Consider the following 26,500-nt stretch of genomic DNA (forward strand, 5'->3'; position numbering starts at 1 on the left):
GCCGCGGGCTGCCACCGTCGGGATCGTGGACCGATACCGCGCTCAGCCCGATACCGCGCTCAGTCCGATGCCGCGAGGTTGTCCGTCACCCGCTGCAGCAGCGCCTGCAGCTGCCGCTGCTCGGCCGTGCTGAAGCCCGACACCGCGCGCGCCGTCAGCTTGCGCGCCTGCTGCTGCAGCGTGCGCAGCACCGCCTGGCCGTCGGCCGTCAGCGACAGCACGACGCTGCGCCGGTCCGCCGCGTCGGCCTGCGCATCGAGCAGGCCGCGTTCGCGCAGGCCCTTGATCAGCCGCGCCAGCTGCGCCTTGTCGCGCCCGCTGTGCTGCGCCAGCTCGCTCTGCGTCGCGCCCGGGTGGCGGCCGAAGTAGCCGAGCACCTTGCTCTCCATGTGCGTGATGTCGTGCGGCCCGTCGCGCAGCACCTGGTACTGCTGGCCGCGGTACTGGTGCATCACCGTGTGGATCAGCTCCAGCACGTCGTCTTCCACGCGGGCTTTGCCCTGATGGTTGACATTGTCATCTTGTTTGCCCATGATGGGGGATATTGTCAACCATTTCGGAAGCCAGCTCCCATGACGGCAAAAACATCCACCCGGCGCGTGCAGCGCGTCCAGCACGAGATCAAGCGGCGCGAGCTGAGCGTGGTGCGCGTCGAGGCCACCAGCCCCGGCTTCCGCCGCATCGTGGTGGCCGGCGCGCCGATGGCCGGCTTCGTCAGCGCGTCGTTCGACGACCATGTGAAGCTCTTCATCGACACCGGCGACGGCGAGGCGGTGCGCCGCGACTACACGCCGCGGCGCCACGATGCCGCGGCGGGCGAGCTGACGCTGGATTTCGCGCTGCACGACGACGGCCCGGCCTCCGACTGGGCCGCGCGTGCGAGGCCCGGCGACGCGTTGACCGTGGCCGGCCCGCGCGGCTCGTTCATCATCCCGCTCGACTTCGACTGGCACCTGCTGGTCGGCGACGCGAGCGCGCTGCCGGCGATCGAACGCCGGCTGGAGGAACTGCCGGCCGGCACGCGGGCGATCGTGCTGCTGCAGCTCGACGCCGTCGACCGCCGGCCGCTGGCGAGCGCGGCCGAGCTGCAGGTGCAGCACGTCGACAGCGACGCCGCGCTGATCGCCGCGGCGCGTGCGCTGGCATTGCCGCCCGGCGACGGCTATGCCTGGTGCGCCGGCGAAGCCACGGTGATGGCCACGCTGCGCCGCGTGCTGGTCGACGAGAAGGGCCACGACCGCCACGCGATCCGCGCGGCCGCGTACTGGAAGCGTGGTGCGATCGCGCACCACGAGAACCTCGAATCCTGAAGGAGAACGCCATGTCAAACCGCACCCTGCCGCTCGACGACCGCCTGCTCGACTACGTCATCGCCCATTCGGTGCGCGAGCACCCGGCGCAGGCCGCGCTGCGCGATGCGACGCGCAAGCATCCGCATGCGTCGATGCAGATCTCGCCCGAGCAAGGGCAGTTCATGTCGCTGCTGGTGCGGCTGATCGGCGCACGCCGCGCGATCGAGGTCGGCGTGTTCACCGGCTACAGCGCGTTGACGGTGGCGCTCGCGCTGCCCGACGACGGCCGGCTGCTCGCCTGCGACATCAGCGACGACTACACCCGCGTCGGCCGGCCGTTCTGGCAGCAGGCGGGTGTCGCACACAAGATCGACCTGCAGATCGCGCCGGCGCTGCAGACGCTGGATGCGCGGCTCGCGGCGGGCGAGGCCGGGCAGTACGACTTCGCGTTCATCGATGCCGACAAGCGCGGCTACGACGGCTATGTCGAGCGCTGCCTGCAGCTGCTGCGCCCGGGCGGGCTGATCGCGATCGACAACGTGCTGTGGGGCGGCGAGGTGGCGCGCCCGACCGCGGCCGGCACCGACACCGCGGCGCTGCAAGCGCTCAACGACAAGCTGCACCGCGACGAGCGGGTCGATGTGTCGATGCTGCCGATCGGGGATGGGCTGACGCTCGCGCGCAAGCGCTGAGCGGCGCCCTGTCCGCGTCGCTCAGGGGGCGGAGGCCGCCGCAGCGGGGACGGCTGGTGCCCCGATGTGCCTGTCCAGGAAGGCAAGCAGCGTTTCGTAAAGGCGTCGGCGGTCGTCGAGGTCGAAGCCATGGCCCGCCCTGTCGATGGCCATCCACTCGACCGGCTTGCCGGCGGCCTTCAACGCGTCGCGCATCTTCTCTGCGTGCTCGATCGGCACGCGGCCGTCGTACTCGCCGTGGATCAGCAGGACCGGCGCGCGAACGAGCTCCGCGTGCTTCAGCGGCGAAACCGCATCGAGAGCCTGTTGCTGTGCGGAGGGGTCGCCGATGTGCAGCCGCACCGATTTCATCGTGTCCTTGTTGTTGCGGAAGTCGGCCTCCTTGACGAAGAGGCTGATGTCGGTCACGCCGGCGACGCTGACGCCGCAGCGAAAGAGATCGGGCGTCTTGATCAGGCCCCACAGTGCCGCATAGCCGCCGTAGGACGAGCCGTAGATGCAGATGCGCTGCGGGTCGACGAGCTTCTGCGCGATCAGGTGGCGCACGCCGGCGGTGACGTCGTCCTGCATGCTCCGACCCCATTGGTGGTAGCCGGCCTCCTCGAACTTCCGGCCGAAACCCTGCGAGCCGCGAAACTGGGGTTGGAACACGGCATAGCCGCGTTGGGCCAGCAGTTGCACCTCTTCGTCCCACCCCCAGTGATCGCGGGCGATCGGGCCGCCGTGCAGCAGCACGACCAGTGGCGGCAGCGGCGCCGTGGCGGTGCCGGCCGGCCGGGTGAAATAGGCGGGGATGCTCATGCCGTCGTCCGCCGCGTAGCGCAGCGTTTCCATCGGACGCATCGTCGACGGATCGGCTTCGGTGCGCATCTTCGCCACCTCGCGCAGCGTCATGTCCTGCGTGTCGAGCAGCATCCAGCGGCCCGGCTCGGTGTCCGCAAACGACAGGATCAGCAACTTGCCGGTGGGCTTGCCGTTCACGATGTGATTGACATGCCCCGGCAGGGCGGCGTCGACGGCCTTCTGCAGGCCCGCCATGCGCGGGTCCAGCCAGACCTGCGTCGGCTTCAACCCGGAGGTCGTGACACGAACCAGTTCCTGGCTGCCGTCTGCCTTGTCCGATTGATCGACGTACGCGAGATCCTGCGTGTCGGCGCCTGCGAGCATGTCGACGTGGCGCCCGGTCGCCACGTCGTGGCTGAACAGCGCCCAGGTGTCGCGCGACTCGCGAGAGAACACGATCAGCGTGTCCGGCTTTCGGTCGAAGTTGACCGGAACCCAGCGCTCCTCGGTGAAGCCGAAGTCGGCGATCCGGCGAAACGCGGACTCTCCGTTGCTGCGATACCAGTAGATGACGCGGGTGTCGTCGGAGGCGAACTTGCGATCCAGCGTGGCGACGAAACGCAACACCCCCGTGTCATCGAAGAGGCTCTGCAGCCGGTAGCCATTGACGCCATGATCGTCCGGGATCGATTTCCCCGTCCGTGCGTCGACACGCTCGTAGTCGTTGACCCCGCCCTTTCGCATGAGCACCACGTCGTGCAGGTCTTCGACATCCGGGACACGGTGGACGAACCAGTTGCCCAGCGTCGACACCTGCTTGCCATCGAGATCGACAGCAAGCGTGCTGCTGTAGTGGTAGTCGATGGCCAGCAACTCGCCATTGATCCACGAGGCTCGCTGGATGACGTGCGCCGGCTGCGTCTCGATACTCGATTCGTCGATCTTGCGGGCCGCGAGCGTGTCGGTGTCGATCACGAACACGGCGTTGTTGCCGTCCGTGTAACCCAGCGCAACGATGTGCTTGCCGTCCGGCGAGAGCTTCAGGTTGTAAAAGCCGCGCGGGTTGGTCAACTTGAGAATCAGCGGATCAGTGGCAACCGGTTTGTCGTCAGCCAACGCCGCATTGGCGAAGAAGGTCAGCAGCAGCGTGCAGGCGGCAATGAAAAGCCTCATGGCATGTCGTGGCCGCAATCGTGCAGCTCCCTCCAGGGCCGGCATTGTGCGGCATGAGGCGCCGCCTCAACCCCACACTTCCGCCGCCGTCTCCACCACCAGCCGCAGCTTCGCCCGCTGCGCCTCCACCGCGATGTCGTTGCCGTGCACCGTGCTGCTGAAGCCGCACTGCGGCGACAGGCACAGCTGCTCCAGCGGCACGTACTTCGCGGCCTCGTCGATGCGGCGCTTCAGGTCGTCCTTCGACTCCAGCTCGCCGAGCTTGGTCGTCACCAGCCCGAGCACCACCGTCTTGCCCTTCGGCAGGAAGCGCAGCGGCTTGAAGTCGCCGCTGCGCGCGTCGTCGTACTCCAGGAAGTACGCATCGACATCCATCTCCGACAGCAGCGCCTGCGCCACCGGCTCGTAGCCGCCCTGCGCGGCCCAGGTGCTCTTGAAGTTGCCGCGGCACAGGTGCACCGCGAGCGTCATGCCGGCCGGCTTCTGCGCCACCACGCGGTTGATGAAACCGGCGTAGCGGTGCGGCAATTCGTCGGGGTCGTCGCCACGCTGGCGGGCCGCCTCGCGCATCTTGTCGTCGCACAGGTAGGCGAGGTTGGTGTCGTCCATCTGCACGTAGGTCGCGCCGGCGGCGGCCAGCGAGCGCAGCTCGTCGCCATAGGCGTTCGCGACGTCCTGGTAGAACGGCTCCAGGTCCGGGTAGTGCTCGCGGCTGATGCCCGCCCGGCCACCGCGGAAGTGCAGCATCGTCGGCGACGGGATCGTCACCTTCGGCGTGCGCCGCGTCTGCGATTTCAGATACTCGAAGTCGGCGCGCTGGATGTCCTTCACATGGCGGACGGTGTCGATCACGCGCATCACCGGTGGTGCCAGCTCCTCGCTGCCGTCGGGCTTCTTCACCAGCACCGGGATGTCGGTCTTCACGCCGCCCAGCTGCTCCAGGAAATCGATGTGGAAGTAGGTGCGCCGGAACTCGCCGTCGGTGATGCTCTGCAATCCCACGTCTTCCTGGAAGCGCACGATCTCGGTGATCGCACGGTCCTCCACCGCGCGCAGTTCGGCCGCACCGATCTCCTTCAACCGAAACCGCTCGCGCGCTTCCAGCAGGAACTTCGGCCGCAGGAAACTGCCGACGTGGTCGGCACGGAAAGGGGCCCCTGAACGCTCGGTCATGACAGTCTCCTGTGAGGGTTCACCGCGATGCGCGATGTCCCTGTTTCTGCTGCAATGTTCTTATATAGAACACGGGTGCTGTATGCGAACCTGGATGCTAGCATCCGGCCCCGGATTCGCTGCATCATCCACCGCCTTCCCATCGGAGACAACGCATGCAAAAGCGCACCGCCCTGCGGCACCTCGCTGCGGCGGGGCTGGCCACCAGCCTGCCCCTGGCTTTCCCCTCGACGGCCCTGGCCCAGGCCAGGCCGTTCAAGATCGGCTTCATCCTCCCGATGACCGGGCAGTCGGCCTCCACCGGCCGGCAGATCGAAGCCGCCGCGAAGCTGTATCTGGCGCAGAACGGCGCGACGGTGGCAGGCCGCAAGATCGAGCTGATCGTCAAGGACGACGGCGGCGTGGCCGACGCGACCCGCCGCATCGCGCAGGAGCTGGTCGTCAGCGACAAGGTCGACGTGCTGGCCGGCTTCGGGCTGACGCCGCTGGCGCTGGCCACCGCACCCATCGCCACGCAGAGCAAGACGCCGATGGTCGTGACGGCCGCGGCCACGTCGATCGTCACCGAGCAGTCGCCGTACATCGTGCGCACCAGCTTCACGCTGCCGCAGGTCACGCTGGGCATCGCCGAATGGGCGAGCAAGAACCAGATCAAGCGGGCGGTGACGATGGTGGCCGACTACGCGCCGGGCATCGATGCCGAGAAGACCTTCAAGGACCGCTTCAAGCTGAACGGCGGCGAGATCGTCGCCGAGATCCGCTCGCCGCTGCGCAACCCCGATTTCGCGCCCTTCCTGCAGAAGGTGCGCGATGCGAATCCAGATGCGGTGTTCGTGTTCCTGCCGTCCGGCCAGGGCGCGGCCTTCATGAAGCAGTTCGCCGAGCGCGGGCTCGACAAATCCGGCATCCGGCTGATCTGCACCGGCGACGTGACCGATGACGACCAGCTGAACGACATGGGCGACGTCGCGCTGAACATCGTCAGCTCGCACCACTACTCGGCCTCGCACCCGTCGGCGGTCAACAAGAAGTTCGTCGAGGCCTTCCAGGCGGCCAACAAGTTCCGCCCCAACTTCATGGCGGTGGCCGGCTACGACGGCATGCGGGTGATCGTGAAGGCACTCGAGGCCACCAAGGGCGCCGGTGGCGGCGATGCGCTGCTGGCCGCGATGAAGGGCCAGGTGTTCGAGAGCCCGCGCGGCCCGGTGCTGATCGACGCGCAGACGCGCGACATCGTGCAGGACGTCTACATCCGCCGCGTCGCCCGCGTGAACGGCCAGCTGTACAACGAGGAGTTCGAGGTGCAGAAGGCGGTGAAGGATCCGAACAAGACGAAGTAGGCATGCTGACGCTGCTGTTCGACGGCATCGCCTACGGGATGCTGCTCTTCGTGCTGGCCGTCGGGCTGGCGGTCACGCTCGGGCTGATGAACTTCGTCAACCTGGCGCATGGCGCGTTCGCGATGGCCGGCGGCTACGTCACCGTGCTGCTGATGAACCGCCTCGGCGTGCCCTTCCTCGCGACGCTGCCGGCCGCCTTCCTGCTGACTGCGCTGGCCGGCGCGCTGCTCGAACGCACGCTGTACCGGCCGATGTACGCGAAGCCGCACCTCGACCAGGTGCTGTTCTCGATCGGGCTGGTGTTCATGGCGGTGACCGCGGTCGACTGGGCCATCGGTTCGCAGCAGATGATGATCCAGGTGCCGCCCTGGCTGCAGGGCCGCTTCGATCTCGCCGCGGTCGGCATCGGCAAGTACCGGCTGTTCGTCATCGTGCTGTGCGGGCTGCTCGCGATCGGGCTGCAGGCGGTGCTGACGCGCACGCGCTTCGGCAGCCGGCTGCGCGCCGCGGTCGACGACCCGCGCGTCGCGCAGGGCCTGGGCATCGACACCGGCCGGGTGTTCCTGCTGACCTTCGCGGTCGGTTCCGGGCTGGCCGGTCTCGGCGGGGCGCTCGGTGCCGAGGTGGTCGGGCTCGACCCGGCCTTCCCGCTGAAGTTCATGGTCTATTTCCTGATCGTCGTCTCGGTCGGCGGGACGACGACCATCACCGGCCCGCTGCTGGCCGCGCTGCTGCTCGGCATCGCCGACGTGTTCGGCAAGTACCACGTGCCCAAGCTCGGCGCCTTCATCGTCTACACGCTGATGATCGTGATCCTGACGCTGCGCCCGCAAGGCCTGTTCGGGCGGGGCGCGACCCGATGAGCGTGCGCGACGGGGTGCGCGGTTCGCTGGCGGCGGCCTCGGCGTGGCGCTGGTGGGAGTTCGCGCTCGGCGCGGTGGCGCTTGGCTCCTGCGTGCTGGCTGGCGAGCATGCGCTGCTGCTGAACGAGATCGCGATCCTCGGGCTGTTCGCGATGTCGCTCGACCTGGTGCTGGGCTATGCCGGCGTCGTGTCGCTCGGCCATGCGGCGTACTTCGGCTTCGGGGCCTACGCCGCGGCGCTGTTCGCGAAGCACGTGATGCCGGATCCGCTGGTCGGCCTCGCGGTGGCGGTCGCCGCGTCGGCGCTTCTCGGAGCGCTCGGCAGCCTGCTGATCCTGCGCGGCTCCGACCTGACGCGGCTGATGGTGACGCTCGGCGTCGCGTCGGTGCTGTACGAGCTCGCGAACAAGCTGGACGGGCTGACCGGCGGCACCGACGGGCTGCAGGGCGTCGTGATGGGACCGCTGCTCGGCCGTTTCGAGTTCGACCTGTACGGCCGCACCGCGTATGCCTACAGCCTTGCGGTGCTGGCGATCGCGCTGCTGCTCGCGCGGCGCGTCGTGCACTCGCCGTTCGGCGTCTCGCTGAAGGCCTTGCGCGACAACCGGCTGCGCGCCACCAGCATCGGACTGTCGGTGCCGGCGCGGCTGGTCGCGGTCTACACCTTCGCCGCGGCACTGGCCGGCGCGGCCGGTGCGCTGCTCGCGCAGACCAGCGGCTTCGCATCGCTGGACGTGCTCGACTTCCACCGCAGCGCCGACGTGCTGCTGGTGCTGGTGATCGGCGGCACCGGCTACCTGTACGGCGGCATCTTCGGCGCGATCGCGTTCAAGCTGCTGCACGACCTCATCTCGGCCTGGACGCCGCAGTACTGGCTGTTCTGGCTCGGCCTGTTCCTCGTCGTGCTGATGCTCGTCGGCCGCGACCGTTTCATCCGCCCGTGGACCTGGTTCGGGCGCAAGACATGACGGCCGTGCTGCAGACTCAGGGCCTGGTGAAGCGCTTCGGCGGCATCGCCGCGACACAGGACGTCTCGCTGACGATCGAACGGGGCGCGCGCCACGCACTGATCGGCCCGAACGGCGCCGGCAAGACGACGCTGATCAACCTGCTGACCGGCGTGCTCGTGCCGAGCGCCGGCCGCATCCTGCTCGACGGGCAGGACATCACCCGCCTCGCGCCACACCAGCGCGTGCGCCGCGGCCTGGTGCGCACCTTCCAGATCAACCAGCTGTGGAACGAGCTGACGCCGCTGCAGTCGCTGGCGCTGGCGGTGTCGGCCCAGCGCGGTGCCGCGGCGCGCTGGTGGCAGCCGCTCGGCCGGGCCGATGGCGTGGCCGAGGCCTGCGAGACGCTGTTGACGCAATTCCGGCTCGACGACGTGATGGACCGCCAGGTCGCGGTGCTGCCGTACGGCAAGCGCCGGCTGCTGGAGATCGCGATCGCGCTCGCCTGCAAGCCGCGCGTGCTGTTGCTCGACGAGCCGGTGGCCGGCGTGCCCGCAGGCGAGCGGCAGGAGATCTTCGACACCATCAACGCGCTGCCGGCCGATGTCTCCATCCTGCTGATCGAGCACGACATGGACCTGGTCTTCAACTTCGCGCGGCGCGTCTCGGTGCTGGTCAGCGGCGCGCTGTTCGCCGAGGGCGACGTGCAGGGCATCTCGAACGACCCGCGGGTCAAGGCGGTGTACCTCGGCCATGGAGACGCTGTCGATGGCTGAGCTGCTGCGCGTCGAGGGCCTGCGCGCCGGCTACGGCGAGGCGGTGGTGGTGCAGGGCGTCGATTTCGAGCTCGACGCCGGCCGCTCGCTCGCGCTGCTGGGCCGCAACGGCACCGGCAAGACCACGCTGCTGAACACGCTGGTCGGCGTGACGCGCCGCCATGCCGGCCGCATCGTGCTGGCCGGGCAGGACATCACGTCGATGCCGCCGTACCGGCGCGCCGCGGCCGGCATCGGCTGGGTGCCGCAGGAGCGCAACATCTTCAAGTCGCTGACGGTCGACGAGAACCTGGGCGCGGTCGCGCGGCCCGGCCCGTGGACGCTGGCGCGTGCCTACGAGATGTTCCCGCGGCTGGCCGAGCGGCGCGCCAACCTGGGCCACCAGCTGTCGGGCGGCGAGCAGCAGATGCTCGCGGTCGCGCGGGCGCTGGTGCTGAACCCGAAGCTGCTGCTGCTCGACGAACCGCTCGAAGGGCTGGCGCCGATCATCGTCGACGAGCTGCTGCGCTCGATCGCGCGCGTGGTGCGCGACGAAGGGCTGTCGGCCATCATCGTCGAGCAGAACCCGCGGATGATCCTGCCGATCACGCAGCAGGCGATCGTGCTCGACCGCGGCGCGGTGGTGCATCGCGGCGAGAGTGCCGCGTTGCTGGCCGACCCGCAGCAACTGGAGCGCTGGCTGGCCCCGTAGGTTCATGTCGGGCGTCCCCCCGGGGGACCGGCTGGCGTACCCGCCGGACGAGGGGTCGTCATGCAGCAACTCAGCAATCGAGGACGCGCGCCGCAGGGGCACGGCCTCTACAGTGGCGCGGCCCCTCACCGTCACCCATGCGCCACCAGTCCGAACTCTCCTACCGCCGCCGCATCAACCGCGTCGTCGCGCACGTGCACGCCCACCTGGCCTGCGATCTCGAAGGCGGCACGCTGGCCGACATCGCGGCGATGTCGCGCTTCCACTTCCACCGCGTGTTTTCGGCAATGACCGGCATGACGCCGGCGCAGTACGTGCTGCGCATGCGTCTGGCGGCCGCGGTCGAGGCGCTGCGCGGCGGCAGCGAGCCGGTCGGGCAGATCGCGCTCGATTGCGGCTTCGACGGCGGCACGAGCCTTGCCCGCGCGCTGCGGCGCGAGTTCGGCCTGTCGCCGAGCGCCGTGCGAGCGGCGCTGGTGGACCCGCGCCTGGCGCTGCCGGTGAGGGCATCCCCGCAACCCTCCCGGAGAAAGACGATGCTCGAACCGACCTTCCGCGACCTGCCCGAACGCCAGGTGCTGTGCGCCACCGAACGTGGCGCGATCGACAACGACATGAGCGCCGCCGCGCAGCGCGCCTTCGGCCGCCTGATCCCGGCCGTGCAGGCGCTCGGCCTCGCCGACCGGCAGACCGCGTGCCTCGCGATCTGCCCCGACGAGATCAAGGGCTTCGACGACCCCGACGCGCGCTTCATCGCCGCCATCGCATTCAGCGGCCCGGTGCCCGACCTGTCGCGCGTGGACCGCATCGACTGCCAGGCGATCCCCGCCGGCCGCTGGGCGGTGTTCCGCCACACCGGCCCGTACGACACGCTGTGGCAGACCTGGCGCGCGATCTACCGCGACTGGGTGCCGTCGGCATCGGCGGAATTGCGCGACGCAGCGCCCTTCGAGGACTACGTGAACGACCCCAGCCAGGTGCCGGCCGAAGCGCTGATCACCGACATCCACATCCCGGTGCGCTGACGCGCCGGTCAGCGCTCGAGCGGCAGGCCGACGTAGTTCTCGGCCAGCGCGGTGGCCGCCGCCTCGGACTGCAGCAGGTAGCCGATCTCCGCCTCCTGCAGCTTCTGCCCGAACTCGCCGCCGTCCGGAAAGCGGTGCATCAGCGACGTGAACCACCACGAGAAGCGCACCGCGTTCCAGACCCGGTGCAGGCAGCGCTCGGAATACCGGTCGATGCCGGCATCGCTGTGCTGCTGGTAGTGCTCGATCAGCGCCTGCGACAGGAACTGCACGTCGGAGGCCGCCAGGTTCAGCCCCTTCGCGCCGGTCGGCGGCACGATGTGCGCCGCATCGCCGGCCAGGAACAGCCGGCCGAAGCGCATCGGCTCGGCGACGACGCTGCGCAACGGCGCGATGCTCTTCTCGATCGACGGGCCGGTGACCATGCGCTCGGCCGATTCCGGGTCGAGCCGGCGCCGCAGCTCGTCCCAGAAGGCCTGGTCGCTCCAGCGCGCGGGCGTGTCGTCGGCCGGGCACTGGATGTAGTAGCGGCTGCGCGTCGGCGAGCGCATGCTGCACAGCGCAAAGCCGCGCTCGTGGTTCGAGTAGATCAGCTCGTGCGAGACCGGCGGCGTCTCCGACAGCACCCCCAGCCAGCCGAACGGATAGCGGCGCTCGAACACCTTCAGCGCGCCGGGCGGCACGCTGGCACGGCTGACGCCGTGGAAGCCGTCGCAGCCGGCGATGAAGTCGCACTGCAGCTCGTGCGCGACGCCGTGCCGGCGCCAGCTGACGCGCGGCGACGTGCCGTCGAAGTCGTGCAGCTGCACCTCGTCGGCGTCGTACACCGTGACCGCGCCGCAGGCGCTGCGCGCGTCCATCAGGTCGCGCGTCAGCTCGGTCTGGCCGTAGACCATCACCTGCCGGCCGTGTGTCAGCCGGTGCAGGTCGATGCGCTGGCGCGTGTTGCGGAAACCCAGGTCGAAGCCGCCATGCACCAGCCCCTGCGCGTGCAGGCGCTGGCCGACGCCGAGCTGGTCCATCAGGTCGACCGTGCCCTGTTCCAGCACGCCGGCGCGGATGCGGCCCAGCACGTAGGCGGCGCTGCGCTGTTCGAGGATCACCGCGTCGATGCCGGCCTGGTGCAGGCGCTGGCCGAGCAGCAGGCCCGAGGGCCCGCCGCCGATGATCGCCACCTGGACCCTCATGGCCTCACAGCACCGTGCGCAGGCTGGCCTGGGCGTGCAGCAGCGCCGGCAGCGAGCCTTCGACCAGCTGGTCCATCGTGACGCGCGCCGCGTGCACGCTGACGTTCATCGCCGCCAGCACCTCGCCACGGTGGTTCTTCAGCGGCACCGAGAGCGTGCGCAGCCCGAGCTCCAGCTCCTGGTCGACCGTCGCATAGCCCTGCGAGCGGGCGCGCGCGATCTCCAGGCGCAGCCGCTCCGGCAGCGTCACGGTGTTGGGCGTCAGCGGCTCCAGTGCCTGGCGGGCGATCCAGGCGTCGACCTCGGCCTGCGGCCGCGCGCTGAGCAGCACGCGGCCGTTCGCGGTGCAGTACGCCGGCACGCGGGTGCCCGGTTGCAGCGTGGACGACACGACGCGGCCGGCGCTGGTGGCGGCGATGCAGATCACGTCGTTGCCGTCGAGCACGCCGGCCGACGAGGCTTCCTTCAGCGCGTAGGCCAGCTTGTGCAGTTCGGGCTGCACGATGCGTGGCAGCCGCGCCGAATGCATGTAGCTCTGGCCCATGCGAAGCACCTTCGGCGTCAGCGCGTACATCTTGCGGTCGCTGTTGACGTAGCCGAGGTGCTCCAGCGTGATCAGGTAGCGGCGCGCCGCCGCGCGGGTCAGCTGGCAACGGGCGGCGACCTCGCTGATCGTCAGCCGCGGCCGGTCCTGGTCGAAGGCCTCGATCACCGCGAGGCCCTTCTCGAGGCCGGCGATCAGGTCGCGCTTGTGCGGGGCCGGTGTGGCATCGGGAGGCGAGCTCGGCGCGGGGTCGCCGGCCAGGTCGTCGGGATGCCGAGGTTCGCGAGCGTTCATCTCCACTGCTGCTCCGATGTGCGCCAATCGCCCACGGTGGGCGATGTGTCGACGCGATCGGCGTCCGGGCCCTTGTGGTGCGAATCAATGTAGCCTACCTTCCGCGAATTGCGGCCGGCTTGCGCGCGCGTGGGCGATTGGCGTACCGGTCGATGGGCGGCCGGCGCACCGGCCTCGCAGCCAGGAGACATCGATGCAGTTCGACGAGGTGGCACCGGGGGTGTACCCGAGCCTGATCCATCCGCCTTACCAGTCCACCCGCAGCCGCGGCCCGACGCAGCCGCCGTTGCGCGTGAAGGCTCCGGTGCCGGCGGGCGACGGCGTGCGCTTCTCGCCGGCGCTGGTCGGCCCGAAGGACCTCGACCTGACGAGCCACGGCAGCAGTGCGCCGCTGGGCGAGAAGATCATCGTCAGCGGCCGCGTGGTCGACGAGGACGGCCGGCCGGTGCGGCGCTCGCTGCTGGAGGTGTGGCAGTGCAACGCCGCCGGCCGCTACTGGCACCCGAAGGACCAGCACGACGCGCCGCTCGACCCGAACTTCCACGGCGTCGGCAAGATGTTCACCGACGACGACGGCCGCTACCGCTTCGTCACGATCAAGCCGGGGCCGTACCCGTGGGGCAACCATGCGAAGGCCTGGCGGCCGGCGCACATCCACTTCTCGCTGTTCGGCAACGTGCTGGCGCAGCGGCTGGTGACGCAGATGTATTTCGCGAACGACCCGCTGTTCGCGTTCGACCCGATCTACCAGAGCATTCCGGATGAGGCGGCGCGGGCGCGCCTGGCCGCGCACCTCGACATGGACCACACCGATGGCGGCAACGCCCTCGGCTATGGGTTCGACATCGTGCTGCGCGGCCGCCACGCCACGCCGATGGGCCTGTGAGCGCCGACGCCATGACGAACGACATCACCTCATCGCAGACCATCGGCCCGTTCCCGCACGAGGGCTGGCGCTGGGCGGGCGAGCTGTCGCAGCAGGGGGCGGTGGGCGCGGGCCTGGTCACGATCGGCGGTGTGCTGCGCGATGGGCAGGGGTTGCCGGTCAGCGACGGCTGGGTCGAGGCCTGGACGCCGGCGGCCGCGCCGGTCGAGCACGAGCGCCCGGTGCCGGGCTTTCGCCGTTGTGCGACCGGCGAGCAGGGCGAGTTCCGGCTGGAACTGACGGCCGCGTCGAGGCCCGGCGAACCGGTGGCCTGGATCACGCTGTTCGCGCGTGGCCTGCTGAAGCACCAGTTCTGCGCGGTGTTCCTCGCGGACGCGCCGGGCCTCGCGGACTCGGAGCTGCTGGCCCAGGTGCCGGCAGCGCGGCGCGACACGCTGATCGCGCAGCGCCAGGCCGATGGCAGCTACCGCTGGGACATCCACCTGCAAGGCGAGCGCGAGACGGTGTTCCTCGACTTCACGTAGCCCGGATCACACATTCGCCGCGCCGTGCGCGCCGGCCAGCAGCGCATCCATCGCGACCGCCTGCGCGATCGAATCGTCGAGCGTGATGCGCAGCGCCTCGTGGCCGTGCGCGGCCGCTTCGAAGTGCCGCACCATCAGCGCATACGGGTCGCAGGGCGCGAAGCGCTCGACGTGGTCGCCGATGCGCAGCACCGCTTCGACGTCCTTCCAGCCGAACGGCGTTTCCAGCCGCAGGATGCCGTCGCGCAGCAAGGCCTCGAACTGCGTGTGCGGCGGCAGCGAGAACGCGCAATCGAAATGGCCGGTGACGTCGCCGTGCACGGTGTCGAAGCGCAGCATCGCGTGCGCCGCATGGTCGACGCGGCCGCCCTCGGCATCGGGCGGCGTCAGGCCGGCCGCGACGCCCGTCACCACCGGCTCGACGCCGGCCAGCCACCGCATCACGCTCAGCGGGTAGCAGCCCAGGTCGTACAGCGCGCCGCCGCCCATGCGCCGGCTCCAGCGCACGTCGGCCGGGTCGTGCAGCGTGTAGGTGAAGTGGCTGCGCATCCACTTCAGCGGCCCCCAGGCCTCGCCGTGCACCAGCGCCTGCGCCCGCGCGAGCTGCGGATGGAAGCGGTGCATGAAGGCCTCCATCACGGTGCGCTTCGCCGTGGCCGCGGCGGCCTTCATCTGCCGCGCTTCATCGGCGCTCAGCGCGAGCGGCTTCTCGCACAGCACGTGTTTGCCGGCCTTCAGCGCGGCCAGTGTCAGCGGCAGGTGCGCATGGTTGGGCAGCGCGATGTAGACCGCGTCGATGTCGTCGCGCGCGAGCAGGGCCTCGTAGCCGGTCGCGTGCGGGATCTCGTGCGCCGCGGCGAAGGCGGCGCCGCGCACCGGGTCGCTGCAGCCGACCGCGACGATCGGGCTGCCGGTGCTCCGGAACGCCGGGACCAGTGCCGACGCGGCGATGCGCGCCGCGCCGATCAGGCCCCAGCGCAGGGTGGGTGGTGAGGTCATGGTGGTGGTGTGAGCTGCGCCCATCGTGCCAGCAATTCCCGTTCTCGCTGCGGCGTCAGCTTGCCGTGGCGCCGCGGATCGTCCGCCGCGGGCAGGGGCTCGGCCAGGATGTCGGCGGCCGTCTCGCGCAGCGGTCGCGTCTGCAATCCCGCTGCCCGCGCCCGTGCGACGCTGACCGCGAGGAAGCCCTGCGAATCCGCATCGCTGGCCGGAATCCACAGCGGCAGCTCGCTCCAGGCCTGCACACCCTCGCCCCGGAGGAAGGCCTCGCCGACCCGCTGCGGCGTCGCCGGCGCCCGGCCGGCCTGCGTGGCCGCGGCGATGCAGGCGTCGATCACCTGCGGCCAGGTCGTCGGTGCGTCGACTGGTCCGGTCGCGTTGAAGTCGCCGCGCGTGCCGTCTTGCAGCAGCCGCAGCATCCACGCGGCAAGGTCTCGCACGTCGATCATCTGCAGCGGCGACGGCGCATCCGGGACCAGCATCGTGCCGCCTGCCGCCGCGCGCCACGGCCAGTGGCTGAACCGCCCGGTCGGGTCGCCCGGCCCGACGATCAGCCCCGGGCGCACCACCAGCGCCCGCTCGCCCCACACGCGGCGCAGGGCCGCCTCGCAGGCCGCCTTCTGCGCGCCGTAGTTCGCGGTGCTGCGATCGTCCGGCGCCACGCCGTCGAACGATGCCAGCGGCGCCCGTTCGTCTTCACCCGGCGTGGCAAGCGAGGCGTAGGCTGACACGCTGGAGACGAACAGGTACTGCCCCGCATCGGCCAGCGCTTCGGCGCTGAGCCGCACGTCGCCCGGCAGGTAGCCGCAGGTGTCGACCACCGCATCGAAGCGCCGGCCCTGCAGCCGGCCGAGGTCGTGCTGCCGGTCGCCGGCGAGGTGCTCGACCTCCGCCGGCCAGCGGCTGCGCGAGCGGCCGCGGTTGAACACCGTCACCGCATGCCCGGCCGCGTGTGCTGCGTCGACGACTGCCGCGCCGAGGAACACGCCACCGCCGAGCACCAGCAGCCTCATGTCGACACCGGCAACGGCGACGGCGCCTTCACTTCTTCCATGCAGATCATCGAGCGCACGTCATCGACGCCGGGCACCTGCATCAGCCGGTCGGTCAGGAACTGGCTCAGGCTCTTCAGGTCGTGGGCGACGACCTTCAGCAGGTAGTCGCTGTCGCCCGACACCGTGTGGCATTCGAGGATCTGCGGGAACGCGCGGATGTCGGCCTCGACCTCGCGCACGCGGCCGAACTGGCCGCCGTCGATGTTCAGGCTGACGTAGGCCATCACGCCCAGCCCGAGCGCCTGCGGCTCCACCTGCGCGCGGTAGCCGCGGATCACGCCGCGCTCTTCCAGCGCGCGCACGCGGCGGAAACACTGCGGTGCCGACAGGTGCACCTGGGCGGCCAACTCCACGTTGCTGGCGCGGCCATCGGCCTGCAAGGCTTCCAGAATCTTGCGGTCCAGGCCGTCAATCACTCCACTGTTCATCGCAGCACCTTGTTGAATGCACGAATCGTGCGCCGCCGGCGGTTTGGATGCAAGTATTGGAAAGCAAATTTCGCGACCGTCTCTCTAGACTGTGAGCGTTCGCTATGCCCCCAGACCAGGAGTCGACATGACCACCGCCGCCCGCGCCGCCGCGCTGCAAGCCCGCCACGCCGCCCCGACCCGCCCGTTGACGGCCTCGCCGATCGCGCTGGAGCAGCGGTATGGCGCCCACAACTACCACCCGTTGCCGGTCGTGCTGACGCGCGGCGAAGGCGTCCACCTGTTCGACGACCAGGGCCGGCACTACCTCGACATGATGTCCGCCTATTCGGCGGTGAGCTTCGGCCACAGCCACCCGGTGCTGGTGCAGGCGCTGACCGAGCAGGCGCAGACGCTGGCCGTCACCAGCCGCGCCTTCCACGCCGACCGGCTCGGCCCCTTCCTCGAGACGCTGTGCCGCATGACCGGCATGGCGCGCGCGCTGCCGATGAACAGCGGCGCCGAAGCGGTCGAGACCGCGATCAAGGCCGCCCGCAAGTGGGCCTACAAGGTCAAGCGCGTGCCCGACGGCCGGGCGCAGATCATCGTCGCCGAAGGCAACTTCGCCGGCCGCACGACGACGATCGTCGGCTTCTCGACCGAGGCGCAGTACCGCGACGGCTTCGGCCCGTTCGCGCCCGGCTTCAGCGCGGTGCCGTTCGGCGATGCGCGGGCGCTGGAAGCGGCGATCACGCCGCACACCGCGGCCTTCATCGTCGAGCCGATCCAGGGCGAGGCCGGCATCATCGTGCCGCCGGCCGGCTACCTGAAGGCGGTGCGCGAGATCTGCAGCCGCCACAACGTGCTGATGATCTGCGACGAGGTCCAGACCGGCCTCGGCCGCACCGGCCGGCTGCTGGCCTGCGAGCACGACGGCGTGCTGCCCGATGGGCTGGTGCTCGGCAAGGCCTTGGGCGGCGGGCTGCTGCCGGTCAGCGCCTTCCTCGCGCGCGACGACGTGATGGCGCAGTTCACCCCCGGCGACCACGGCAGCACGTTCGGCGGCAACCCGCTGGCCGCCGCGGTCGGGCTGGCGGCGCTGCAACTGCTGGAGCGCGAGCAGCTGTCGCGCCGCGCGCAGGAGGAGGGCGACTACCTGATGGCCCAGCTCGGCAAGCTGCAACACCCGGCGATCGTCAACATCCGCGGCCGCGGGCTGCTGGTCGGCGTGCAGATCGACCCGGCGTTCGCGAGCGCACGCGAGGTCTGCGAGCGGCTGATGGATGAAGGCGTGCTGACCAAGGACACGCACCACACGGTGGTGCGGCTCGCGCCGCCGCTGGTGATCGAGCGGGCGCAGATCGATGAGGCGGTGGGGGCGCTGCGGCGGGTGCTGCAGGCGATCGATGCGAAGGCGGGCGTGAGGCGCGAGGCGGCGGCGGCTTAAAGTCCGGGCGATGGGTCTCATCGCCTCGTTCTCCAACTACAAGCGCCAGGCCTTCCGCTGGCAGCGCGGCCGCCAGGGCACCGGCTACGACAAGATGCTGCTGTTCACCGCGCGCTGGCCGCTCGGCTTCGACAGCTATCTGTTGCGCTACCCCGAAGGCGCCGAGATCCCGCCGCACACCGACCCGGTGCAGGCGCGCCGCCACTACCGGCTCAACATCGTGCTGAAGGCCTCGCCGGCCGGCGGCGAGTTCATTTGCGCGACGCCAATCTTCGCGACGCGGCGCATCAAGCTGTTCCGCCCCGACGCCTGCGAGCACAGCGTGACGCGCGTGGTGGGCGGCAGCCGCTACGTGCTGTCGGTCGGGTGGGTGCTGCCGGCGCGCGACCCTCAGGGTTAACCCGAGATCCAGTTACTGGCGCTTACACCGACCGCGCAAGGCCTGCACAGTTTTTGGCCCATGCGCGATGACATCGCGCTTTATTTCCGCGGTGGGCATGCCGACAAGTACGCATGTCCTCCTTCAGCCTCACCTCTGCGCGTGACGCGGCGCTGCCATCGAGCGCGTCGCCGTCCCGCCTGCGCCTGACCCCCAGCGCCTTCGCTTGCACCGCGATGGGCCTGGCCGGCGGCATCGCCACCTGGGCCGCCAGCGGCTGGAACGGCTGGGCGCTGCTGGTCGGTGCGGGCCTCGGCATCGCCGGCGCGCTGTTCGACCGGCGCCAGGCCACGTTGCGCCGCCAGCAGCACGACGCCACCGCGGCCTTCGTCGCCGGCACCGAGCGGCTCGGTCGCGAACTGCTGCCGGTCTGGGGCGGCCACATCGAAAGCTCGCGCACGCAGATGGAGGCCGCGATCGAGGCCCTCGCGCTGCGCTTCGGCGGCATCGTCGACAAGCTCGACCAGGCGATGCGCGCGTCCAACCTCGCCGCCGGTTCGATGCAGGGCAGCGACCAGGGCCTGGTCGCCGTCTTCGCGCACAGCAGCAAGGAACTGAATGGCGTGCTCGAGTCGCTGCGCGCCGCGATGGCCAGCAACGGCGCGATGCATGCCGAGGTGCAGAGCCTGAACCGCTTCGTCGCCGAGTTGCAGCAGATGGCCGCCGAGGTCGCCAACATCGCGTCGCAGACCAACCTGCTGGCCATCAACGCCGCGATCGAGGCAGCCCACGCCGGCGAGACCGGCCGCGGCTTCTCGGTGCTGGCGCAGGAGGTGCGCAAGCTGTCCGCCGCGTCCGGCGAAACCGGCCGGCGCATGGCCGACAAGGTCGCGCTGATCGGCGACGCGATCGCCACCGCGCGCCGCAGTGCCGATGCGTCGGCCGAGCGCGAAGCCGCCTCCATCGTCGCCTGCGAGACCACGATCACCAGCGTGCTCGGCGGCTTCCACACCGTCACCGATGCACTGGTCGCCTCGGCCGACGTCCTGAAGCGCGAGAGCGTCGGCATCCAGGGCGAGATCGGCGAAGCGCTGGTGCAGCTGCAGTTCCAGGACCGCGTCAGCCAGGTGATGTCGCATGTGCGCCAGAACATCGAGCAGCTGCCGGCCGAATTGACGCGCAGCCGCGAAGGCTTCGAGCGCAGCGGCGCGTTGACGCCCATCGACAGCGCCGGCCTGTTGGCTGAACTGGAAAAGACCTACGCGATGGCCGACGAACGCAAGCTGCACAGCACACACGGCGGCCAGGGCGCCGACGCCAGCGCCGACGCCAGCGAAGAGATCACCTTCTTCTGACCCAAGCCTTTGACAACGACAGACCGGGAGCACACAACACCATGGCCAAGAACATCCTGATCGTCGACGACTCCGCCTCGGTGCGGCAGGTCGTCGGCATTTCGCTCAAGCAAGCCGGCTACGACGTGATCGAGGGCGTCGACGGCAAGGACGCGCTGAAGAAGCTGACCGGCCAGAAGGTCCACCTGATCATCAGCGACGTCAACATGCCCAACATGGACGGCATCAGCCTGGTGAAGGCGGTCAAGCAGATGCCGGCCTACAAGTTCACGCCGATCGTGATGCTGACCACCGAGTCGCAGGAGGCGAAGAAGAAGGAAGGCCAGGAAGCCGGCGCGAAGGCCTGGGTCGTCAAGCCCTTCAAGCCCGAGCAGCTGCTGGGGGTCGTGCAGAAGCTCGTGCTGCCATGAAGCGGGCCGAGCGCCGGGCCGCTCCCAAGCCGGCCCGAATCCCCTTGGGGGATCGATCGATGTACTCATCGAGCGAGGGGTTGTCATGACCAAGCTGCGCATCGAGGGCGAGCTGACGATCTACCGCGCCGCCGAACTGAAGCAGACGCTGCTGGCCGCGGTCGCCGAGCATGCGGCGGTCGAGGTCGACCTGTCGCAGGTCAGCGAGTTCGACAGCGCCGGGTTGCAGCTGCTGCTGCTCGCCAAGCGCGAGGCCGGTGCGGCCGGCCGCACGCTGCGCCTGGTCGACCACAGCCCTGCCGTCGTCGAGGTGCTGGAGCTGTTCGACCTGGCCGCGCACTTCGGCGACCCGCTGGTCGTCGGGTCGTCCCCGTCCTCATCGCGCGCCGCGTGACGCGCCCCTGGAAAGCACTCCGATGAACATGGACCAGGCCCTGCAGACCTTCTACGCGGAAAGCCGCGAGCTGCTGGAAGACATGGAGGCCTCGCTGCTGCGCGTGCGCGAAGAGGCCGAACCGGCGGAGACGATCAACGCGATCTTCCGCGCCGCCCACACCATCAAGGGCTCGGCGGGGCTGTTCGGCCTCGACCAGGTGGTGGCGTTCACGCACGTCGTCGAAAGCGTGCTCGACGAGGTGCGCGAAGGCCGCCTCGCGGTCGACGAGCCGATGGTCGCGCTGCTGCTGGCCTGCGGCGACCACATCGGCGCGCTCGTCGACGCGGTCGAATCCGATGCGGACCAGGTCGACCCGGCGCTGCTGCAGCGCGGCGAACCGCTGCTGGCGCGCCTGCGCGCGCACCTGGCGCCGGCGGGTGCCGTGGTGGCGAGCGCGGCACCGGAACTGTCGTTCGAGCGCATCGGCGGCGCGCCGCACGACGCCGACCTGTGGCACATCTCGCTGCGCTTCGGCCCCGACGTGCTGCGCAACGGCATGGACCCGCTGTCCTTCATCCGCTTCCTCGGCACGCTCGGCCAGGTGGTCGGCATCGTGACGCTGGCCGATGCGCTGCCGGCGGCCGACGAGATGGACCCCGAGTCCTGCTACCTCGGCTTCGAGATCGCGTTCCGCAGCCAGGCCGACAAGGCGGCGATCGAAGGCGTGTTCGACTTCGTGCTGGACGACTGCACGCTGCGCATCGTGCCGCCGCACAGCCGCATCGGCGACTACATCGACCTGATCAAGGCGATGCCGGAAGAGTCGTCGCGCCTCGGCGAGATGCTGGTGCGCTGCGGCACCGTCACCGCCCACGAACTGGAAGCGGCGCTGAACACGCAGGCCCGGGCCGTACCGACGCCGCTGATCGGTGCGGTGCTGGTCGAACAGGGCCGCGTCTCGCCGCCGGTCGTCGAGGCCGCGCTCGAGAAGCAGAAGCGCGTGAAAGACGCGAAGACGCAGGAGAGCCAGTCGATCCGCGTCGATGCCGACAAGCTCGACCACCTGATCAACCTGGTCGGCGAGCTGATCATCGCGTCGGCCGGCGCCAACCTGGTCGCGCGCAAGACCCGCAACAGCGAGCTGCAGGAATGCCACTCGGTGCTGTCCGGCCTGGTCGAGGAAGTGCGCGACAGCGCGCTGCAGCTGCGCATGGTCAAGATCGGCGGTACCTTCAGCCGCTTCCAGCGCGTGGTGCACGACGTCTCGCGCGAGCTGGGCAAGGACATCGGCCTGGTCATCGACGGCGAGGACACCGAGCTCGACAAGACCGTGGTCGAGAAGATCGGCGATCCGCTGACGCACCTGGTGCGCAACGCGATCGACCACGGCATCGATTCGCCGGAGCAGCGCGCCGCGCGCGGCAAGCCCGCCCGCGGCACGGTGATGCTGAACGCGTTCCACGACTCCGGCAGCATCGTGATCGAGGTCAGCGACGACGGTGGCGGGCTGAACCGCGAGAAGATCCTCGCGAAGGCCGTCGAGCGCGGGCTGATCGAGGCCGGCCGCAGCTTGAGCGACGCCGAGATCTACGCGCTGATCTTCGAGCCCGGCTTCTCGACCGCCGAGAAGGTGACCAACCTGTCGGGCCGCGGCGTCGGCATGGACGTCGTCAAGCGCAACATCGTCGCGCTGCGCGGCAGCGTCGGCATCGCCAGCACGCCGGGCGAGGGCACCACCGTCACGGTGCGCCTGCCGCTCACGCTGGCCATCATCAACGGCTTCCAGATCGGTGTCGGCAAGGCGGTGTTCGTCGTGCCGCTCGACATGGTCGACGAATGCGTCGAGTTCAGCGCCGAGACCGGCCACGACTACACCGACCTGCGCGGCCAGGTGCTGCCCTTCATCCGGCTGCGCGAGCTGTTCGACATCGACGGACCGCAGAGCGCGCGGCCGAACATCGTCGTCGTCAAGCATGCCGGCCAGAAATTCGGGATCGTCGTCGACACGCTGCTCGGCGAGGCGCAGACCGTCATCAAGCCCTTGTCGAAGATGTTCGGCCAGGTCCGCGGCATCAGCGGCTCCAGCATCCTCGGCAGCGGCGACGTTGCGCTGATCCTCGACGTGCCGGCCTTGATGGAATCGTCCGTCATGCCGGTCGCGGCCGCCTGAATCCACCACATTCCAGGGAGAGCACCACCATGTTCAGCAACTTCAAGATCGGCGTGCGGCTGATCGCGGGCTTCATGCTCGTCGCGTCGATCAGCGTCGTGATCGGCTTCATCGGCATCTCCAACACGGGGCAGATGAACGAGCTGGCCGACAACATGTACAACAAGGAGCTGATGGGGCTGTCGTACATCAAGGAAGCCAACATCAACCTGATCTACATCGGGCGGGCGCGCTCGAACTTCCTGCTGGCGAGCTCGCAGGCCGAGCGCGACAAGCACATGGCGTCGATCACGAAGAGCCTGGCCAAGATGAAGGACTACATCGAGAAGTCCAAGCCGCTGTTCGTCAGCGACCGCGCGAAGGAGGTCTTCACCGCGTTCGGCACGCTGTCGGAGGACTACCAGCGCGAGATGGAGCGCGCGCTGTCGCTGGCGTCGGCGAAGAAGCTGGCCGACCGCGACGAGGTGCTGGCGCAGTCGCTCGACCTGGTGCGCGACAAGGCCAACAAGCTCGACGAGATGCTCGACGAGCTGATCCAGCAGAAGGAAACGCGCGCCAAGGCGGCCGCCGAGCACACCGAGAGCCTGTACCGCAGCAGCCGCAGCGTGATGATCGGCGCGATCGCCGGCGGCGTCGTGCTGGGCCTGCTGCTGGGCTTCTTCATCAGCCGCAGCGTCAGCAAGCCGCTGATCCGCGCGGTCGAGGCCGCGAACCGGCTGGCCGAAGGCGACCTGACGGTGCGGATCGACGCCACCAGCCGCGACGAGACCGGCCAGCTGCTGCAGGCGATGAAGCACATGGTCGACAAGCTGTCGCAGGTGGTGACCGAGGTGAACAGCGGGGCGGAAGCGCTGGCGGGGGCGTCCGAAGAGGTGAGCGCGACGGCGCAGTCGCTGTCGCAGGCCTCGAGCGAGCAGGCGGCGGGGGTCGAGGAGACGAGCGCGTCGATCGAGCAGATGACGGCGTCGATCTCGCAGAACACCGAGAACGCGAAGGTGACCGACGGCATGGCGACCAAGGCGGCGAGCGAAGCGGCCGAGGGCGGCGAGGCGGTGCGCGCGACGGTGGCGGCGATGAAGCAGATCGCGCAGAAGATCGGGATCATCGACGACATCGATCGAGCGAGCAGGCGGCGGGGGTCGAGGAGACGAGCGCGTCGATCGAGCAGATGACGGCGTCGATCTCGCAGAACACCGAGAACGCGAAGGTGACCGACGGCATGGCGACGAAGGCGGCGAGCGAAGCGGCCGAAGGCGGCGAAGCGGTGCGCGCGACGGTGGCGGCGATGAAGCAGATCGCGCAGAAGATCGGGATCATCGACGACATCGCGTACCAGACGAACCTGCTGGCGCTGAACGCGGCGATCGAGGCGGCGCGAGCCGGCGAGCACGGCAAGGGCTTCGCGGTGGTGGCGGCCGAGGTGCGCAAGCTGGCTGGACCAGATGGTGCCGAACATCAAGAAGACCTCGGACCTGGTGCAGGAGATCACGGCGGCATCGGAAGAGCAGTCGTCGGGGGTCAGCCAGATCAATGCGGCGGTGAGCCAGCTGAGCCAGACGACGCAGCAGAACGCGTCGAGCTCGGAGGAGCTGGCGGCCACGTCCGAAGAGATGAGCAGCCAGGCCGAGCAGCTGCAGCAGACCATGTCGTTCTTCAAGCTGGCCGGTGGCGGCAGCGCCCAGGTCGCGAAGGCCTCGGGCCAGCCGCCCATCAAGCCGGCGGCCACGCGCGGCGCCAAGGCCGGCAAGCGTGCCGCTTCGGGTGGCTTCAACCTCGCCGGCGGCATGGCCTTCGCCGGTGCTGGCGAAGCGCCCGACGAATCGCAGTTCGCGCGCTTCTGATCGCGCACGTTTCCGAACGTCTTGTCTTGAACCCGGGAGTTCCCCCATGACCGCACTGGTCCAGACCCATCGCGCGCCGGCCACCGCCGTCGCGCGCCCTGTCGCCGCCGAGCCGGCGCAGTACCTCACCTTCATGCTGGCAGGCGAGATGTTCGCGATCGGCATCCTCGCGATCAAGGAAATCATCGAATACCACAGCCTCACCGAGGTGCCGATGATGCCGGACTGCGTGCGCGGCGTGATCAACCTGCGCGGCGCCGTCGTGCCGGTGATGGACCTGCTGGCGCGCTTCGGCCGCCCGCCGAGCCCGGTCACCAAGCGCACCTGCATCGTGATCGTCGAGGTCGAGTCCGAAGGCGAGCGCCAGGTGATCGGCGTCGTCGTCGACGCGGTCAACGAGGTGCTCGACATCGATCTCGCCGACATCGAGCCGGCACCGGCCTTCGGTGCCCGCATCCGCACCGATTTCATCCACGGCATGGGCAAGGTGCGCGGCAAGTTCGTGATCCTGCTCAACGTCGACCACGTGCTGTCGCTGGACGACCTGGGCACGCTGGCCGAAGCCACCGACCGCCCGCACAACGCGCTGGCCGTCTGATCTCCAAGGACTGATTGACATGAACTGGTTCCATCGCATGAAGCTGGCGCACAAGCTGCTGGCGAGTTTTCTGTTGTGCTCGGTGCTGACCGCGCTGGTCGGCGGCTACAGCCTCGCGCGCCTGAGCGAACTGGGCGGCATGATCCACGCGACCTACGTCGAGAACGTGCTGCCGCTGCAGGACATCTCCGAGGCCGAGGCGCGCCTGACCGCGCATTCGCGTTCGTATGTGCGCCTGCCGGCGATGAAGGACCCGGCCGAGGTGAAGGAAACCATCCGCCGCGCAGCGACGCACCTCGACAAGTTCCACCTCGCGTTGAAGGCCTACCGCGCCACCACGCTCAGCGCGGCCGAACAGGCGCTGATGAAGGAGCTGGACGCGCAGCTGCCCACCTACCTGGCGCAGAACGAGAAGATCGCGCAGCTGGTGCTGGAGGGCAAGTTCGACCAGGCCTCCGACCAGAGCAACGGCCCGGCGCGCAAGGCGGTCTCGGACATCGAGGCCACGATGGCGAAGGTGATCGAGGAACTCGCAAGCCAGACCAAGGCGACGAACGAGGGCGCCGAGCAGACGGTGCGCCACACCTGGACGCTGATGCTGGTCGTGATCGGTGTCTCGGTGGTGGTGGCGATCGGGCTGGGCCTGCTGGTCACCCGCGTGATCAGCCGGCAGCTCGGCGGTGAGCCCGACCACGCCGCGGCGCTGCTGCACCAGGTGGCAGACGGTGACCTGTCGGCACAGATCACGCTGCGTGCCGGCGACGACAGCAGCATGCTGTTCGCGGTGAGGCAGATGGTGGGCCGGCTGAAGCAGGTGATCGACGGCCAGCGCAACGTGGTGGCGGCCGCGAACCGCGGCGACTTCAGCGCGCGCGTCGAGCTCGACGGGCTGCAGGGCTTCCAGAAGGAAATGGGCGAGGGCCTGAACGCGCTGGTGTCGACCACCGGCGACAGCATCGGCGACGTGGTGCAGGTGATGGGCGCGGTCTCCGAAGGCGACCTGACGCGCAGCATCGAGCGCGACTACGAAGGCGCCTTCGCCGAGATGAAGGAATACGTCAACGCCACCGTCGACAAGCTGTCGCAGGTGGTGACCGAGGTGAACAGCGGCGCGGAAGCGCTGGCGGGGGCGTCGGAAGAGGTGAGTGCGACGGCGCAGTCGCTGTCGCAGGCATCGAGCGAGCAGGCGGCGGGGGTCGAGGAGACGAGCGCGTCGATCGAGCAGATGACGGCGTCGATCTCGCAGAACACCGAGAACGCGAAGGTGACCGAC

Annotated in this window: 28 protein-coding genes and 1 pseudogene; 21 read left to right on the top strand and 8 right to left on the bottom strand. The window is 69.6% G+C overall.

Going from position 1 to position 26,500, the window contains the following annotated elements; all coding sequences use genetic code 11:
• Positions 1–59: 59 nt before the first annotated feature.
• Positions 60–488: a MarR family winged helix-turn-helix transcriptional regulator gene (locus ASC98_RS03550; RefSeq protein WP_369820479.1), complete on the bottom strand. Its 429-nt coding sequence runs from the start codon at positions 486–488 to the stop codon at positions 60–62.
• 84 nt (positions 489–572) lie between these two features.
• Between ASC98_RS03550 and ASC98_RS03555 the strand changes: the two genes are divergently transcribed.
• A complete protein-coding gene (locus ASC98_RS03555; protein WP_056819645.1) occupies positions 573–1,310 on the top strand; it encodes a siderophore-interacting protein in 738 nt (245 codons plus the stop codon).
• Positions 1,311–1,321: 11 nt separating this feature from the next.
• Entirely contained in the window at positions 1,322–1,984 is a 663-nt protein-coding gene (locus ASC98_RS03560; protein ID WP_056819648.1) for a class I SAM-dependent methyltransferase, read from the top strand.
• Positions 1,985–2,005: 21 nt separating this feature from the next.
• On the opposite strand, the gene ASC98_RS03565 is transcribed toward ASC98_RS03560, so the two are convergent.
• Together ASC98_RS03565 and ASC98_RS03570 are read right to left on the bottom strand one after the other, a co-directional pair.
• The gene (locus tag ASC98_RS03565) at positions 2,006–3,940 is read right to left on the bottom strand and encodes a S9 family peptidase (protein WP_056805390.1); all 1,935 of its coding nucleotides are present in this window, start codon (positions 3,938–3,940) and stop codon (positions 2,006–2,008) included.
• Between the two features lie 66 nt (positions 3,941–4,006).
• Positions 4,007–5,113, bottom strand: coding sequence for a 5-methyltetrahydropteroyltriglutamate--homocysteine S-methyltransferase (locus tag ASC98_RS03570; protein ID WP_056805392.1), 1,107 nt, complete (start codon positions 5,111–5,113; stop codon positions 4,007–4,009).
• Positions 5,114–5,268: 155 nt separating this feature from the next.
• Between ASC98_RS03570 and ASC98_RS03575 the strand changes: the two genes are divergently transcribed.
• From ASC98_RS03575 to ASC98_RS03600, 6 genes are all read left to right on the top strand, one after another.
• Positions 5,269–6,453 (top strand): ABC transporter substrate-binding protein, encoded by a 1,185-nt coding sequence (locus tag ASC98_RS03575; protein WP_056805395.1) that lies wholly within the window; start codon positions 5,269–5,271, stop codon positions 6,451–6,453.
• 2 nt (positions 6,454–6,455) lie between these two features.
• The gene (locus tag ASC98_RS03580) at positions 6,456–7,316 is read left to right on the top strand and encodes a branched-chain amino acid ABC transporter permease (RefSeq protein WP_056805399.1); all 861 of its coding nucleotides are present in this window, start codon (positions 6,456–6,458) and stop codon (positions 7,314–7,316) included.
• Positions 7,313–8,284, top strand: coding sequence for a branched-chain amino acid ABC transporter permease (locus ASC98_RS03585; RefSeq protein ID WP_056805400.1), 972 nt, complete (start codon positions 7,313–7,315; stop codon positions 8,282–8,284). The genes ASC98_RS03580 and ASC98_RS03585 overlap by 4 nt, the downstream gene beginning before the upstream one ends.
• The gene (locus ASC98_RS03590) at positions 8,281–9,039 is read left to right on the top strand and encodes an ABC transporter ATP-binding protein (protein ID WP_056805404.1); all 759 of its coding nucleotides are present in this window, start codon (positions 8,281–8,283) and stop codon (positions 9,037–9,039) included. Before ASC98_RS03585 ends, ASC98_RS03590 begins: the two co-directional genes overlap by 4 nt.
• Positions 9,032–9,730: an ABC transporter ATP-binding protein gene (locus ASC98_RS03595; protein ID WP_056805470.1), complete on the top strand. Its 699-nt coding sequence runs from the start codon at positions 9,032–9,034 to the stop codon at positions 9,728–9,730. The genes ASC98_RS03590 and ASC98_RS03595 overlap by 8 nt, the downstream gene beginning before the upstream one ends.
• Positions 9,731–9,867: 137 nt before the next feature.
• Positions 9,868–10,755 (top strand): GyrI-like domain-containing protein, encoded by an 888-nt coding sequence (locus ASC98_RS03600; RefSeq protein WP_056805406.1) that lies wholly within the window; start codon positions 9,868–9,870, stop codon positions 10,753–10,755.
• Between the two features lie 8 nt (positions 10,756–10,763).
• On the opposite strand, the gene pobA is transcribed toward ASC98_RS03600, so the two are convergent.
• Positions 10,764–11,942, bottom strand: coding sequence for a 4-hydroxybenzoate 3-monooxygenase (pobA, locus tag ASC98_RS03605; RefSeq protein ID WP_056805410.1), 1,179 nt, complete (start codon positions 11,940–11,942; stop codon positions 10,764–10,766).
• Between the two features lie 4 nt (positions 11,943–11,946).
• Positions 11,947–12,780 carry an IclR family transcriptional regulator C-terminal domain-containing protein gene (locus ASC98_RS03610; RefSeq protein WP_082542210.1) on the bottom strand — a complete coding sequence of 278 codons (834 nt, stop codon included), beginning with the start codon at positions 12,778–12,780 and terminating at the stop codon, positions 11,947–11,949.
• Positions 12,781–12,973: 193 nt separating this feature from the next.
• Between ASC98_RS03610 and pcaH the strand changes: the two genes are divergently transcribed.
• Both pcaH and ASC98_RS03620 read left to right on the top strand, forming a co-directional pair.
• A complete protein-coding gene (pcaH, locus tag ASC98_RS03615) occupies positions 12,974–13,666 on the top strand; it encodes a protocatechuate 3,4-dioxygenase subunit beta (protein WP_056805413.1) in 693 nt (230 codons plus the stop codon).
• An 11-nt stretch (positions 13,667–13,677) separates the two neighbouring features.
• Positions 13,678–14,190 carry a hypothetical protein gene (locus tag ASC98_RS03620; RefSeq protein ID WP_056805476.1) on the top strand — a complete coding sequence of 171 codons (513 nt, stop codon included), beginning with the start codon at positions 13,678–13,680 and terminating at the stop codon, positions 14,188–14,190.
• A gap of 6 nt (positions 14,191–14,196) precedes the next feature.
• Here ASC98_RS03620 and ASC98_RS03625 read toward each other — a convergent pair whose 3' ends face one another.
• Genes ASC98_RS03625 through ASC98_RS03635 form a run of 3 tightly spaced genes read right to left on the bottom strand, consistent with a single transcriptional unit; the run spans position 14,197 to position 16,672 of the window.
• Complete coding sequence (locus ASC98_RS03625) at positions 14,197–15,189, bottom strand: Gfo/Idh/MocA family protein (RefSeq protein WP_056805415.1); 993 nt, start codon at positions 15,187–15,189, stop codon at positions 14,197–14,199.
• The gene (locus ASC98_RS03630) at positions 15,186–16,202 is read right to left on the bottom strand and encodes an NAD-dependent epimerase/dehydratase family protein (protein ID WP_056805418.1); all 1,017 of its coding nucleotides are present in this window, start codon (positions 16,200–16,202) and stop codon (positions 15,186–15,188) included. Before ASC98_RS03630 ends, ASC98_RS03625 begins: the two co-directional genes overlap by 4 nt.
• The gene (locus tag ASC98_RS03635; protein WP_056819651.1) at positions 16,199–16,672 is read right to left on the bottom strand and encodes an Lrp/AsnC family transcriptional regulator; all 474 of its coding nucleotides are present in this window, start codon (positions 16,670–16,672) and stop codon (positions 16,199–16,201) included. Before ASC98_RS03635 ends, ASC98_RS03630 begins: the two co-directional genes overlap by 4 nt.
• 127 nt (positions 16,673–16,799) lie before the next feature.
• Here ASC98_RS03635 and rocD point away from each other — a divergent pair, with 127 nt between their 5' ends.
• The 11 genes and pseudogenes from rocD to ASC98_RS03680 all read left to right on the top strand — a co-directional run.
• Positions 16,800–18,098 (top strand): ornithine--oxo-acid transaminase, encoded by a 1,299-nt coding sequence (rocD, locus tag ASC98_RS03640; RefSeq protein ID WP_082542185.1) that lies wholly within the window; start codon positions 16,800–16,802, stop codon positions 18,096–18,098.
• Positions 18,099–18,108: 10 nt separating this feature from the next.
• Entirely contained in the window at positions 18,109–18,498 is a 390-nt protein-coding gene (locus ASC98_RS03645) for a 2OG-Fe(II) oxygenase (RefSeq protein ID WP_157598157.1), read from the top strand.
• A 113-nt stretch (positions 18,499–18,611) separates the two neighbouring features.
• Positions 18,612–19,832: a methyl-accepting chemotaxis protein gene (locus ASC98_RS03650; RefSeq protein ID WP_157598156.1), complete on the top strand. Its 1,221-nt coding sequence runs from the start codon at positions 18,612–18,614 to the stop codon at positions 19,830–19,832.
• 41 nt (positions 19,833–19,873) lie between these two features.
• The gene (locus ASC98_RS03655) at positions 19,874–20,242 is read left to right on the top strand and encodes a response regulator (protein WP_056805425.1); all 369 of its coding nucleotides are present in this window, start codon (positions 19,874–19,876) and stop codon (positions 20,240–20,242) included.
• Between the two features lie 85 nt (positions 20,243–20,327).
• On the top strand, positions 20,328–20,636 hold the full coding sequence (locus ASC98_RS03660) for a lipid asymmetry maintenance protein MlaB (RefSeq protein ID WP_056805428.1): 309 nt from the start codon (positions 20,328–20,330) through the stop codon (positions 20,634–20,636).
• A 22-nt stretch (positions 20,637–20,658) separates the two neighbouring features.
• A complete protein-coding gene (locus ASC98_RS03665) occupies positions 20,659–22,788 on the top strand; it encodes a chemotaxis protein CheA (protein ID WP_056805432.1) in 2,130 nt (709 codons plus the stop codon).
• 29 nt (positions 22,789–22,817) lie between these two features.
• Positions 22,818–23,960, top strand: a complete 1,143-nt coding sequence (locus ASC98_RS29235) for an MCP four helix bundle domain-containing protein (RefSeq protein WP_082552749.1) — start codon at positions 22,818–22,820, stop codon at positions 23,958–23,960.
• Positions 23,915–24,223: pseudogene (locus ASC98_RS32245) on the top strand (methyl-accepting chemotaxis protein); the annotation flags it as partial. The gene ASC98_RS29235 and the pseudogene ASC98_RS32245, both read left to right, overlap by 46 nt.
• Positions 24,224–24,233: 10 nt before the next feature.
• Entirely contained in the window at positions 24,234–24,629 is a 396-nt protein-coding gene (locus ASC98_RS32250; RefSeq protein WP_235581155.1) for a hypothetical protein, read from the top strand.
• 46 nt (positions 24,630–24,675) lie between these two features.
• Positions 24,676–25,227 (top strand): chemotaxis protein CheW, encoded by a 552-nt coding sequence (locus ASC98_RS03675; RefSeq protein WP_056813060.1) that lies wholly within the window; start codon positions 24,676–24,678, stop codon positions 25,225–25,227.
• A gap of 19 nt (positions 25,228–25,246) precedes the next feature.
• Positions 25,247–26,500 (top strand): MCP four helix bundle domain-containing protein (locus tag ASC98_RS03680; protein WP_235581156.1); only part of this gene is annotated, 1,254 nt, incomplete at its 3' end.

Source organism: Rhizobacter sp. Root1238, assembly GCF_001425825.1.
In the GTDB taxonomy this organism is placed as follows: Bacteria; Pseudomonadota; Gammaproteobacteria; order Burkholderiales; family Burkholderiaceae_C; genus Rhizobacter.

Excerpts from the sequence above, each read along its gene's own strand:
- ASC98_RS03590 (WP_056805404.1), top strand. The coding sequence starts at position 8,281 with ATGACGGCCGTGCTGCAGACTCAGGGCCTGGTGAAGCGCTTCGGCGGC.
- ASC98_RS03585 (WP_056805400.1), top strand. The coding sequence starts at position 7,313 with ATGAGCGTGCGCGACGGGGTGCGCGGTTCGCTGGCGGCGGCCTCGGCG.
- ASC98_RS03560 (WP_056819648.1), top strand. The coding sequence starts at position 1,322 with ATGTCAAACCGCACCCTGCCGCTCGACGACCGCCTGCTCGACTACGTC.
- ASC98_RS03650 (WP_157598156.1), top strand. The coding sequence starts at position 18,612 with ATGTCCTCCTTCAGCCTCACCTCTGCGCGTGACGCGGCGCTGCCATCG.
- ASC98_RS03620 (WP_056805476.1), top strand. The coding sequence starts at position 13,678 with ATGACGAACGACATCACCTCATCGCAGACCATCGGCCCGTTCCCGCAC.
- ASC98_RS03580 (WP_056805399.1), top strand. The coding sequence starts at position 6,456 with ATGCTGACGCTGCTGTTCGACGGCATCGCCTACGGGATGCTGCTCTTC.
- pobA (WP_056805410.1), bottom strand. The coding sequence starts at position 11,942 with ATGAGGGTCCAGGTGGCGATCATCGGCGGCGGGCCCTCGGGCCTGCTG.
- ASC98_RS03625 (WP_056805415.1), bottom strand. The coding sequence starts at position 15,189 with ATGACCTCACCACCCACCCTGCGCTGGGGCCTGATCGGCGCGGCGCGC.
- ASC98_RS03555 (WP_056819645.1), top strand. The coding sequence starts at position 573 with ATGACGGCAAAAACATCCACCCGGCGCGTGCAGCGCGTCCAGCACGAG.
- ASC98_RS03575 (WP_056805395.1), top strand. The coding sequence starts at position 5,269 with ATGCAAAAGCGCACCGCCCTGCGGCACCTCGCTGCGGCGGGGCTGGCC.
- ASC98_RS03635 (WP_056819651.1), bottom strand. The coding sequence starts at position 16,672 with ATGAACAGTGGAGTGATTGACGGCCTGGACCGCAAGATTCTGGAAGCC.
- ASC98_RS03655 (WP_056805425.1), top strand. The coding sequence starts at position 19,874 with ATGGCCAAGAACATCCTGATCGTCGACGACTCCGCCTCGGTGCGGCAG.
- ASC98_RS29235 (WP_082552749.1), top strand. The coding sequence starts at position 22,818 with ATGTTCAGCAACTTCAAGATCGGCGTGCGGCTGATCGCGGGCTTCATG.
- ASC98_RS03570 (WP_056805392.1), bottom strand. The coding sequence starts at position 5,113 with ATGACCGAGCGTTCAGGGGCCCCTTTCCGTGCCGACCACGTCGGCAGT.
- ASC98_RS03645 (WP_157598157.1), top strand. The coding sequence starts at position 18,109 with ATGGGTCTCATCGCCTCGTTCTCCAACTACAAGCGCCAGGCCTTCCGC.
- ASC98_RS03630 (WP_056805418.1), bottom strand. The coding sequence starts at position 16,202 with ATGAGGCTGCTGGTGCTCGGCGGTGGCGTGTTCCTCGGCGCGGCAGTC.
- ASC98_RS03565 (WP_056805390.1), bottom strand. The coding sequence starts at position 3,940 with ATGAGGCTTTTCATTGCCGCCTGCACGCTGCTGCTGACCTTCTTCGCC.
- pcaH (WP_056805413.1), top strand. The coding sequence starts at position 12,974 with ATGCAGTTCGACGAGGTGGCACCGGGGGTGTACCCGAGCCTGATCCAT.
- ASC98_RS03665 (WP_056805432.1), top strand. The coding sequence starts at position 20,659 with ATGAACATGGACCAGGCCCTGCAGACCTTCTACGCGGAAAGCCGCGAG.
- rocD (WP_082542185.1), top strand. The coding sequence starts at position 16,800 with ATGACCACCGCCGCCCGCGCCGCCGCGCTGCAAGCCCGCCACGCCGCC.
- ASC98_RS03595 (WP_056805470.1), top strand. The coding sequence starts at position 9,032 with ATGGCTGAGCTGCTGCGCGTCGAGGGCCTGCGCGCCGGCTACGGCGAG.
- ASC98_RS03610 (WP_082542210.1), bottom strand. The coding sequence starts at position 12,780 with ATGAACGCTCGCGAACCTCGGCATCCCGACGACCTGGCCGGCGACCCC.
- ASC98_RS03600 (WP_056805406.1), top strand. The coding sequence starts at position 9,868 with ATGCGCCACCAGTCCGAACTCTCCTACCGCCGCCGCATCAACCGCGTC.
- ASC98_RS03675 (WP_056813060.1), top strand. The coding sequence starts at position 24,676 with ATGACCGCACTGGTCCAGACCCATCGCGCGCCGGCCACCGCCGTCGCG.
- ASC98_RS03660 (WP_056805428.1), top strand. The coding sequence starts at position 20,328 with ATGACCAAGCTGCGCATCGAGGGCGAGCTGACGATCTACCGCGCCGCC.